Here is a 9,307-nt window from a genome sequence, read left to right on the forward strand (position 1 = left end):
CGTCCTCGGTGTCAAAGTCGTCCAGCCGCAGGCCGGAATTGAGACGAAAAAGCCCGATCTCGGGCTGGCTGACGCGCGCTTCCGCCGACATCCGCACCTGCCCGACGACGGCACCCAGCGCATTTGCGACGTCGGCGTGTTCGGCGATCTTGCACGTATTGCCGATGATCGGCGGCAGCCCCGCGTAGTGAAGCGATGCCGAAGCGCCGAGGCCGATCACCGGCCGGTCGAGTGCGATCGACAGCTGCGCCATGCCGCCTCGTCGGCCAACCGCCCGCTGAACCAGCGGATTGGCAACAGAGACGCCGCCATCCAGCCCGTCCTCGGCAAAGACTGTTTCAAGAATGGCTTCGGCAGAACGCCGGGTGACGGCGGTGAGGACCATCTCGGAAAATGCTTCTGCGCCTTTGGAGACACGATGCCCCTGGCCGTCGCGCTTGCGTGCGAACAATTCGGCGCCCAGTCGAGCCGCGACAGGATCCCAGTTGTCCTGCCGACCGAGCACATGGGCCGCATCGGATGGCGTGAAGCCCGCGATATGCACCAGACCGCGCGCGACCAGGCGATTGAGTGTCGCGACCTGTGACGTCGATACGAGCAGCCGATCAAGCGCGGCGGGAATTGCCGAAATGTCAGCATAGAGCCGCGCCTCGGTAACTGTCAGGCCCGCAGCCAGACGCTCGGGCACTCCTGTGCGCAATGCGAAGCGGCCGTCCAGCCGGCTGGTGTTAGGGCTGAGCAATTGCCGCTTGAGGCCTTTGTATATGGCATCGTCGTGCTTCACCGCAGCCAGCGCTAGCGGCACGAGCCGACGGGGGCCTAGGACGATCGTCGAAGTCAGCGACCGCTCATGGAGCGAGACTTCCGAGTCTCCACCGAGGCCAAAGGTGCGCATGGCGACGGCTTCCACCATGGTTCGCATTCCGCCGACGGTAGCGCCTTCCGGATCGAGCCGCAGGCGGCCGCCGTCCAGAACGGCGATGTCGGTGGTCGTGCCGCCGATGTCGGACACCACTGCGTCATCAATGCCAGTCATGTACCGCGCCCCCACCAGGCTTGCCGCTGGTCCTGACAGGATGGTCTCGATCGGCCGGGCGCGAGCGAATTCAGCGGTGATAAGCGCGCCGTCGCCGCGCACGATCATGAGCGGAGCGACGATCCCGCGTCTTGTCAGAAAGCCCTCGGTGGCGTCGACAAGGCGATCGATCATCGAGATCAGTCGCGCATTGAGAAGCGTGGTCAGCGCCCGACGCGGGCCGCCGAGTTTCGACGACAGTTCGTGCGAACAGGTCACCGGAAGCCCGGTGCGCTCGCGGATGACGTCACGCACCGCGATCTCATGTTCGGGATTGCGAACCGCAAAATAGGAGGCCACGGCGACGCCTGAGACCGTTTCGGCAAGAGACGGCAATGCGGCCGCGAGAGCGTCCAGCACCAGCTGACGCGGATCACCATGGACGTCGTGTCCGCCCGGGCAGAAGATCACGGGATCGGAGCCGAGGGCTTTTGACAATCCGTCCCGGTGATGATCGGCTTCAGCGAAGCCGATCATCACCAGCGCGACCCGTCCGCCCTGCCCTTCGACGAGGGCGTTGGTTGCGAGCGTGGTCGACATCGAGACGAGCTTGATCGCGCTCGGTTCGATGGCAGCCTCGGACAAAACAGCATCGACGGCGCCGGCGATGCCCTCGGCAAGATCGTGCCGCGTGGTCAGCGATTTGGCCTTGGCCACGATGCCTGTGGATTCCGACCACAGCACGGCATCGGTGTACGTGCCGCCCGTGTCGATACCCAGATAAAGAGGCGACGGCTGATGCGTATATGCGTTCATTATATCAGTCGCCCAGTCCGGGTTCCGGCGAGAAATACTTCGCCAGCTTGTTTGCTTCGCCGTCGAACGCGTTGGCGTCGGCGGGTGGATCACGCTTGATCGCAATGTTGGGCCACACCGACGCGTACTCAGCGTTCAGCGCGAGCCAATCGTCGAGATCTGGCGCGGTATCGGGAAAAATGGCCTTCGCCGGGCATTCGGGTTCGCAAACGCCGCAGTCGATGCATTCATCGGGATGGATGACGAGCATGTTCTCGCCTTCGTAAAAACAGTCCACGGGACAGACTTCCACGCAGTCCATGTATTTGCATCTGATGCAATTGTCGGTGACCACGAACGTCATGCGGCGTTTCTCAGCCATGGCCGTTCAGGGCGATAGAACAAGAACAACTTCAGACTTTCAGCTATGTGGGCGGCCTTCAGCCAACAGAGTCCCGCAGTCTCGCTGTCCAGCAATTCGTCGCAACTGTCGCCAAACAAGGCGAGGCACCGGTCGAGCAGACCGAGCTCCAATCCGCCGATATGCGTGCGGACCGCGAGGAGACTTCCCTTGTAGTACCCGGTGGTCAACATGACCGAGGACCAGAAATCGTACATCTTCGCCAGATGCGTTTCCCAATCGCCGGCAACGACGCGCTCGAAAATCGGCTCGAGATCCGGGTCGGCGCGAATCTTGTTGTAGAAGGAGTCGACGAGTAGTCGAATCTGCTCTGCGGAAATCGGGCTGTCTGCATCAAGGGCATACTCTGATCCAGCGCTCATCCGCCCCTTCAGACCACGACATAGGTCATATCGAGGGGAATGCGGTGATCATCGATAGCCCGTACGCCAGCGGTGTTTTCAGCCAGAATGAGCGAAGCTTTCCGCTCTTGCTCCGACAAGTAAGCTCCCCAGAAGGTGACCACGCCGTTGGTCACGGTCACGTCCGAGCTTCCGGTCGAGGGCCACGATTCGGATCGCAAGGCGTCAATAATCTCCAGCCTGATACTGCTGTCGTCATGCGAGGCCGGAGCGCGCCAACCCTTCCTGGCAACGACCAAAGCTCGCACCAGATTGGCGCGACTGACGATCCCCACCACCTGTCCGTCGCGAAGCACGGGGACACGTTTGATCCGATTGTGTTCAAGCAGGGTTGCGATCTCGGCGACTGGCGTACTCTCGACCACCGTCGCGACCTGCTGTGTCATGACGTCGATCACATGCTCGGAATGAGACTTGACATAGCCTTCCGCCTGAACCGCGTTGTTGGTGAAAAAATGAAGCCACCAGGAACGACCCTGCGGCGCCGTACCGATCTCCGCCCGGCGGATCAGGTCTCCTTCACTAACGATGCCCAGCAGCGCACCTCGATCAATCACTGGCACGGCGCTGATCCCGTGCGACAGGAGAATATCGGCGACCTCGTCCACCGTACTGTCAGGCCCTACCGCGATGACCGGTGACGTCATGACGTCCTTGGCGATCAGCATTTCGTTCTCCTTCACCTGTCTGCAGGCGGCAGAACCGGCGGCAAGGTCGTTCCAGAGCCTTGCCCGTTGCCAGCATGGAGGTGGATCGCACGATAGAACTCCCTAGCATGGAAAGCATAGGCTTCCAGATCGGTCGGATCGCCATCGAACAGCCCCATGTCCTCGGCTTTCCGGAAGAACCAGGGAGCGGGCAAACCGGGCTCGAGCGCCTTCACGGCAACAGCCGCAAGCAATGGCAGGCCTTCGTCCGCATCGTCGTCCATCAGTTGTTCGAGTGCATCCCGGATCACGCCTGTTGCGTCCGAACCAACCATGGTCTCGGCCAGTCTTGTATAGGTGATCGGCAGCCGGGTCTGTGCTTGCAGGAGCAGTTCCTCGCGCAGCCGTGTTTTGAGAGTATTGTCATCCGAAGGAGGGATTGGGCTGCGGCCATCTACGTCGAGGCGGCTGGCAGATACCATTCGCCCGACCACATGACGCTGAATGCCCCTGCCGGAAAGTATTCTGCCGAAATCGTGTTCAAGCCTGTCCATTATCATCATCGCCGAGCCCAAGGCGCCCTTCGCGCGATATCGCCAAGATTCCACTTCCTGGCGTTTGGACCTCCCGCTGGCACCCGATCCTATCAATTTCGCTGTCGGAGTTTCGCCCATCATTACATGCAAGACAAACGAAATTTATTGCCGCTTTAGCACAAATATTTTGCATCATAATTTCGATTGCGACTGGTGACGCGGCCCTTCCCTTTTTCTGATTCGATATGCATTTTGACGGATGAAGCCGCCGCGCCCGGACCGTCTTGGCTTTCAACAGGCGGTGATTTCGCTCCCGAAAGCGGTCCAGCAGGAGATTTTATGATGATCACTGGTGCTCAATGCCGTGCCGCTCGCGCGCTGGTCGAATGGACCCGTGAAAAGCTCGCAGGCAATTCAGGGGTGGACGCGTTGATCGTCGAAGAATTCGAGCGCCGGATCAGCCTTCCCGGCCAGGATGTCTGCGACACGCTGCAAACCACGCTTGAAAACGCCGGCGCCGTTTTCATCGCCGAGAACGGCGGCGGTATCGGCGTTCGCCTGAAACTCAACCGCTCGGAAGTCAAGCGGATCGGCGTTCTGGAGAATGAAGGCGGCATCGTCGGAACGGACGCCGTTCCATAGGCCCAAGGTCTTCGGAGCTCGATGGATTCACGCTCACATCCATTGCTGGACAATTCAGACCCCGCTCAGATGGGAAGGCGCAAGCAAGGAGGCCCTCATGACGGTTATCTGGGACGATCTCACCGAGGAGGAACGAACGGCACTCAAGCGAATGAACCGCGGACCTTACCCGTCTCTATCGAAAGCCTTGGCCGAACGCCTTGTCTTCCTCGGACTGGCGGAAGAAAGACCGGGCGGGACCGGGATAAACAGGGCCGGAAGAGATCTGGTGATAAGAACGCTGCTTGGTGCCCGCTCTGACTAGTTTAGGATTGAGGCCCGCCAAGCTGCATCAAGGGGCTGCCTTGACTTCCCGGATTGCTTCACCAACTATGGTCTTATGAACGCCGCAGTCAAAATTCGTCGCGATTTTCTTTTCCGGGTTTGCCCCATAGCGGGAATGTAGCCCCCGGCTCGGCTGCCTTGCGCGCCCCGAGCCGAGGGGTGAACATGTAAAATCGACATGTGACATTGGCGCAGGGTCGCATCGGTCCCTGCAGCATCGGCGCATTCAGCAATAAATTTCCGTCGCACCGACTACCGTCGACGATCCCTTGGCGGGTCCCGGACGCGAGGCAGAAACATGAGTATTCAAATGCAAGACAACACGAAAACCCGGCGCAAGCCGAACATCCGTATCTCGAAGTCGGACCATGCGCGTCTGTCGGCGGTTGCGAGCACCGTGGCCGCACGCAACCCCGAGGCTTCCGATGAACTGCTCGCCGAACTCGAGCGCGCGCGCATCGTCGCTGATGGCTGGGTCTCCGCCGACACCGTCCAGATGGGCTCGACGGTGACATTCAAGCCCGACACCGGCGACGCCAAAACCGTCACGCTGGTTTTTCCTGGCGGTGCGGATATCTCCGAAGGCAAGGTTTCAATCCTCACGCCGATCGGCACGGCCCTAATTGGCCTCTCGGCCGGACAGTCGATCATGTGGACCGCGCGCGACGGGCGCCGGCACGAACTGACGGTGCTTGCCGTGAGCCAGCCCGCTCCGGAAGGCGATGCAGGCGATCGGCGCGCGCCAGCGACTTCGACGATTGCGGCGGGCGTCTAGACATGGGCGTTTCCATCCGTCTCCTCAATCACGCGGGCAGCCTGATCGCGGGAGTGTAACCCCTGTACCGGCCTGTCCTGGCCCGGCACAGGGGTAGCTCTCCACACCCGATCAATTGCTTGACGCCGGATCCCCTTTTCGTGGGCCGGCCGGAGACGCACCATGCCCACTATCGATAGCTGTCAACTGACGACCAAGGACTACACGATTCTTGAAGTGATGCAGGAGCGCCGCCCAGCCCGCGGCGATGCCTTCTCGGCTATCCTTCAACGGAAGATTTCGAGCGCAGTTGTAGTGTTTCGGGAAGACATCCCGGCCACCGTCGTGACACTCAGCACCCGCGTCGCTTATCGGGTGAACGACGGCCCTGCCGAAACCCGCATCGTCGCACATGACGAGATGCGCGGTCTGGTCGGCATGCTTTTGCCGATCACCAATCCGCGCGGCCTGGCGCTGCTAGGTCTGGCTGAAGGTCAGTCCATGTCCATTCCGACTGCGGGCGGCGGCCTTGAAACGCTGACCGTGCATGAAGTGGTCTATCAACCCGAAGCCGCAAGGCGCGAGAGATTGAAGCTGACTGGGAATGCAGCGTCGGTCTCATGGCGACAGGGCGGACCGGTTCTGCGCGTCGTCCATCGTTCCGAGGAGTTGCAAGACAAAGCGGAGAACAAAGTCATGGCGGCTTTCGACACCGGGTTCGACGACCCGGGTCCGTCGGCCGCCTGAGGCCTCGACTATCCCGAAGGCTGTGAAGGCGGGTAGACAAGCGTTCTGTCGGCTCTTGCCCTCACGCCGTCGGTGAGTTTCGCCGGCTCGACCTTGTCATGACCCATCAGATGAAAAACGGACTCGCCGCGGCTAAGGAGATAGTCCGCGACGATTCTTCTGTGACAGCGCCACCAGAGCGTTTCCGCGCACAGGATGGCGCATCGCCGCTGCCTGCCGAGGGCCACAAGCCGGTCCAAGCCGCGATGAAACTCCACTGATAGCGCGTAGTCGGCGTAGTTGTGAAAACTCTGGTTGATCCAGAATGCGTTGAGCGTCGTTGGAATGTCGTGCGCCTTGCCGCGCAGGCCGCCAAGCTCGGCAATGTGCTCATATCCGATCCCGAACGCTGCCAGCTTATCCGGAAGCACCTCGCTGTTGAACTGCGGGTTCGCCCGCGATCGTCGGACGGTCCTTATGTCGACCACCAGGGCGATCGTTCCGACCCTTAGCAGGGAGACGAATTCGACGATCGACCGGGTCGAGTGACCGATGGTGTGGAACGGATAAGGCATATTCGGTCAATCCGTTGTGATCCATCCTTCCAGTCACGCGAACCCTGGCTTCACGCCTGGAAGGACGATCATTTCACAACTTGCTTCAATCCGCGCAGTGCCTCCTGCACGTCGGCTCGTGCTTCGCTTGCTTCCGGATAGACGGCATAGGCTGGATAGGTGAATTCCGGCGCGCCTTCCACGACCTCAAGCTGCCCCGCCTCGATATGCGGAGCCGCGGCGCCCCTGCGGAAATAACCCATTCCGCCGGCGCGCAGGATGTAGCTCAGCCCAAGCGGGCCAAGGCCAACCATCAGTCCCGGCTCGCCGAAGGCAGAGGAACTGGCACCATGCTGGGCCGCAAACAGCGGCCCCCAATCGACATAGACATAGTCCTTGGAGCCGACAGGTTCCCCGTCTTTGTCCGTGGTCCGAACCAGGACGAGCTGCTCCTCGACGAGAAGCTCTACCCTGAAACCCGGTAGCAGCTTCGGCGCATAGAGCACCGCAATGTCCAGAACGCCAGTCCTGAGCTGCTCGAGGAGCTGGTCCGGCACACCGACTTGGGCTTGGATGGCGATTTCCGGCCTGGCCTTCTTCATCCAGACCAGCCAGTCGAGCAGCAGCGGGTTCCATAAGCTGAGCTCTCCGCCCAAGGCAACGACGCTTGTCCGTCCCGATGGGATGGCGAGCTGGTGCCGTGCCCGTTCCCAGATTTGCACGAATGACTGGGCGAACCGCTCGAACTCCCGGCCCGCCGGCGTCAGCTGCGCGCCATTGCGGTTGCGGATAAAGAGCTGACGTCCGAGCTCTTCCTCCAGCGTGCGTATCCGCGCGCTCACCGTTGTCTGAGTCACATGAAGCCGGTCGGCGGCCCTGAGAAAACTGCCGGAATGAACGATTTCCAGAAATGTGCGTGCGCGGTCAATGTCCACCAGAGCATCTCCCAACTTCAGTGCAATAATATTGCATTAATACAGCATTTAATTCCATTTGCCTTCCTTTTTCACACGGCGCAACGTTTCTTGTGAGGGGCAAGTGGCCTTACCGCTGGATGTCAACGGCAAGAGAACAAGGGTGCGCAATGCCTGACAAAGAAACCAATCGCGTCGAAACGAGAGAATTTGCGGCGTCGCCGTGCTGCGTGCAGCAGGTCGTTCCGGGGTACGGAACGGAACTGATCCAGCCGGACGCTTGGGCCGACGTCGCCCCGTGGCGCAAGGCGGAACGCAAGCGCCTGATAGATGAACGCCTCGCTGTCGATACCGAAGAGAGGAAGGTCAAGTCGGAACGCATCGCCTCGCGTCTCGACCTCACCATCGGCAAGGTCAGCGGCCGCATCGTCAGCGGCTATTGGCCCTTCCGTGGCGAGCCCGATCTGCGCAACTGGGCGATAAAGGTCATTGAGCGCGGCGGACGCATCGCGCTTCCGGTCGTCATCAAGAAAGGCTGGCCGCTGGAGTTCCGCGTCTGGGGGCCGGGCGACCCGCTCGAACGTGGCGTTTGGAACATCCTGGTCCCGTCACATGGACCCTCGGTCCAGCCGGATGTGGTAATCGCACCGGTGGTCGGCTTCGACGAGGCGAATTACCGCCTCGGTTACGGCGGTGGTTTTTTCGACAGGACGCTCGCGGCAATGTCCAAGCGGCCGTTCGTCGTTGGTGTCGGTTACGCAGGAAGCCGAGTTCGAACAATCTATCCGCAGCCGCACGACATTCCCATGGACGTAATCGTCACCGATGAATGAACACGACGCAGGCAGGGCCTGGTTCTCCAATTCATGACGACGGTTCCTAAGCGTCGTCGGTTGCTGAATCCATCCGGCCCACCTGCAATGAAGATCAGGTAGGACGCCATGTCGAATCCGACAGCATCGCTGGATGACCACAAGCCCCGTTTTCTCGTCAGGTGGCTGTTTTCGACCAACCACAAGGATATCGGCACGCTCTATCTGCTGTTCTCGATAATGGCAGGGGTCTTCGGTACCGCGCTTTCCGTATTGATCCGCATGGAGTTGCAGGAACCAGGTTTGCAGATATTCGCCGACCCCGCTGTCTACAACGTCGTCGTCAGTACCCATGGGCTGGTCATGATCTTCTTCGTGCTCATGCCGGCGCTGATAGGGGGGTTCGGCAACTGGATGGTGCCGATCATGATCGGCGCGCCCGATATGGCTTTTCCACGCATGAACAACATCTCCTTCTGGCTGCTGGTTATGTCGTTTATCCTCTTCATCACCTCGATGTTCGTTCCGGGAGCACCTGGCACGCTCGGCCATGGCGGCGGCTGGACGCTCTATCCGCCGCTGTCGACCTCAGGCCAGCCCGGCCCTGCCGTCGACCTCGTCATCCTTTCGATCCACCTTGCAGGAGCGTCATCGATCCTCGGTGCGATCAACTTCACTACGACCATCTTCAACATGCGCGCGCCGGGAATGACTCTGCACAAGATGCCCTTGTTCGCCTGGTCGATGCTGGTGACCGCCTTCATGC

At 60.7% G+C, this 9,307-nt stretch carries 13 protein-coding genes; 6 read left to right on the forward strand and 7 right to left on the reverse strand.

Annotation, left to right across the window (positions count from 1 at the left end; genetic code table 11):
* The 5 genes from EN993_RS25370 to EN993_RS25390 form a co-directional block, all read right to left on the reverse strand.
* Positions 1-1,831: hydantoinase/oxoprolinase family protein (locus EN993_RS25370; RefSeq protein WP_164757801.1), on the reverse strand; the 1,831-nt coding region annotated here is incomplete at its 3' end.
* A 4-nt stretch (positions 1,832-1,835) separates the two neighbouring features.
* Positions 1,836-2,174 (reverse strand): ferredoxin FdxA, encoded by a 339-nt coding sequence (gene fdxA / locus EN993_RS25375; RefSeq protein ID WP_127265142.1) that lies wholly within the window; start codon positions 2,172-2,174, stop codon positions 1,836-1,838.
* Positions 2,171-2,593, reverse strand: a complete 423-nt coding sequence (locus EN993_RS25380; RefSeq protein WP_127265133.1) for a group III truncated hemoglobin — start codon at positions 2,591-2,593, stop codon at positions 2,171-2,173. The genes fdxA and EN993_RS25380 overlap by 4 nt, the downstream gene beginning before the upstream one ends.
* A gap of 8 nt (positions 2,594-2,601) precedes the next feature.
* Complete coding sequence (locus tag EN993_RS25385) at positions 2,602-3,300, reverse strand: CBS domain-containing protein (protein ID WP_127265134.1); 699 nt, start codon at positions 3,298-3,300, stop codon at positions 2,602-2,604.
* Positions 3,301-3,311: 11 nt separating this feature from the next.
* A complete protein-coding gene (locus EN993_RS25390; RefSeq protein ID WP_127265135.1) occupies positions 3,312-3,833 on the reverse strand; it encodes a hypothetical protein in 522 nt (173 codons plus the stop codon).
* Between the two features lie 234 nt (positions 3,834-4,067).
* Between EN993_RS25390 and EN993_RS25395 the strand changes: the two genes are divergently transcribed.
* The 4 genes from EN993_RS25395 to EN993_RS25410 all read left to right on the forward strand — a co-directional run bounded on the left by EN993_RS25395 (position 4,068) and on the right by EN993_RS25410 (position 6,282).
* The gene (locus EN993_RS25395) at positions 4,068-4,457 is read left to right on the forward strand and encodes an XRE family transcriptional regulator (RefSeq protein WP_245468960.1); all 390 of its coding nucleotides are present in this window, start codon (positions 4,068-4,070) and stop codon (positions 4,455-4,457) included.
* Positions 4,458-4,554: 97 nt separating this feature from the next.
* Positions 4,555-4,761 carry a hypothetical protein gene (locus EN993_RS25400; RefSeq protein ID WP_127265136.1) on the forward strand — a complete coding sequence of 69 codons (207 nt, stop codon included), beginning with the start codon at positions 4,555-4,557 and terminating at the stop codon, positions 4,759-4,761.
* Between the two features lie 330 nt (positions 4,762-5,091).
* On the forward strand, positions 5,092-5,556 hold the full coding sequence (gene rnk, locus EN993_RS25405) for a nucleoside diphosphate kinase regulator (RefSeq protein WP_127265137.1): 465 nt from the start codon (positions 5,092-5,094) through the stop codon (positions 5,554-5,556).
* 162 nt (positions 5,557-5,718) lie between these two features.
* Entirely contained in the window at positions 5,719-6,282 is a 564-nt protein-coding gene (locus tag EN993_RS25410; protein ID WP_127265138.1) for a nucleoside-diphosphate kinase, read from the forward strand.
* Positions 6,283-6,290: 8 nt separating this feature from the next.
* Here the strand turns inward: EN993_RS25410 and EN993_RS25415 are convergent, their stop codons facing one another.
* Both EN993_RS25415 and EN993_RS25420 read right to left on the reverse strand, forming a co-directional pair.
* The gene (locus EN993_RS25415; RefSeq protein ID WP_127265139.1) at positions 6,291-6,836 is read right to left on the reverse strand and encodes a DUF488 domain-containing protein; all 546 of its coding nucleotides are present in this window, start codon (positions 6,834-6,836) and stop codon (positions 6,291-6,293) included.
* A gap of 68 nt (positions 6,837-6,904) precedes the next feature.
* On the reverse strand, positions 6,905-7,750 hold the full coding sequence (locus EN993_RS25420; RefSeq protein WP_127265140.1) for a LysR family transcriptional regulator: 846 nt from the start codon (positions 7,748-7,750) through the stop codon (positions 6,905-6,907).
* A gap of 149 nt (positions 7,751-7,899) precedes the next feature.
* Between EN993_RS25420 and EN993_RS25425 the strand changes: the two genes are divergently transcribed.
* Together EN993_RS25425 and EN993_RS25430 are read left to right on the forward strand one after the other, a co-directional pair.
* Positions 7,900-8,562 (forward strand): 5-formyltetrahydrofolate cyclo-ligase, encoded by a 663-nt coding sequence (locus EN993_RS25425; protein ID WP_127265141.1) that lies wholly within the window; start codon positions 7,900-7,902, stop codon positions 8,560-8,562.
* Between the two features lie 108 nt (positions 8,563-8,670).
* Positions 8,671-9,307: cbb3-type cytochrome c oxidase subunit I (locus tag EN993_RS25430; RefSeq protein ID WP_206532415.1), on the forward strand; the 637-nt coding region annotated here is incomplete at its 3' end.

It is taken from the genome of Mesorhizobium sp. M7D.F.Ca.US.004.01.2.1 (assembly GCF_003997785.1).
GTDB classification, from domain to species: domain Bacteria; phylum Pseudomonadota; class Alphaproteobacteria; order Rhizobiales; family Rhizobiaceae; genus Mesorhizobium; species Mesorhizobium loti.

Bases quoted from the DNA above. Each gene is read 5' to 3' on its own strand.
- fdxA (WP_127265142.1), bottom strand. From the start codon at position 2,174: ATGACGTTCGTGGTCACCGACAATTGCATCAGATGCAAATACATGGAC.
- EN993_RS25380 (WP_127265133.1), bottom strand. From the start codon at position 2,593: ATGAGCGCTGGATCAGAGTATGCCCTTGATGCAGACAGCCCGATTTCC.
- EN993_RS25385 (WP_127265134.1), bottom strand. From the start codon at position 3,300: ATGCTGATCGCCAAGGACGTCATGACGTCACCGGTCATCGCGGTAGGG.
- EN993_RS25390 (WP_127265135.1), bottom strand. From the start codon at position 3,833: ATGGACAGGCTTGAACACGATTTCGGCAGAATACTTTCCGGCAGGGGC.
- EN993_RS25400 (WP_127265136.1), top strand. From the start codon at position 4,555: ATGACGGTTATCTGGGACGATCTCACCGAGGAGGAACGAACGGCACTC.
- rnk (WP_127265137.1), top strand. From the start codon at position 5,092: ATGCAAGACAACACGAAAACCCGGCGCAAGCCGAACATCCGTATCTCG.
- EN993_RS25410 (WP_127265138.1), top strand. From the start codon at position 5,719: ATGCCCACTATCGATAGCTGTCAACTGACGACCAAGGACTACACGATT.
- EN993_RS25415 (WP_127265139.1), bottom strand. From the start codon at position 6,836: ATGCCTTATCCGTTCCACACCATCGGTCACTCGACCCGGTCGATCGTC.
- EN993_RS25425 (WP_127265141.1), top strand. From the start codon at position 7,900: ATGCCTGACAAAGAAACCAATCGCGTCGAAACGAGAGAATTTGCGGCG.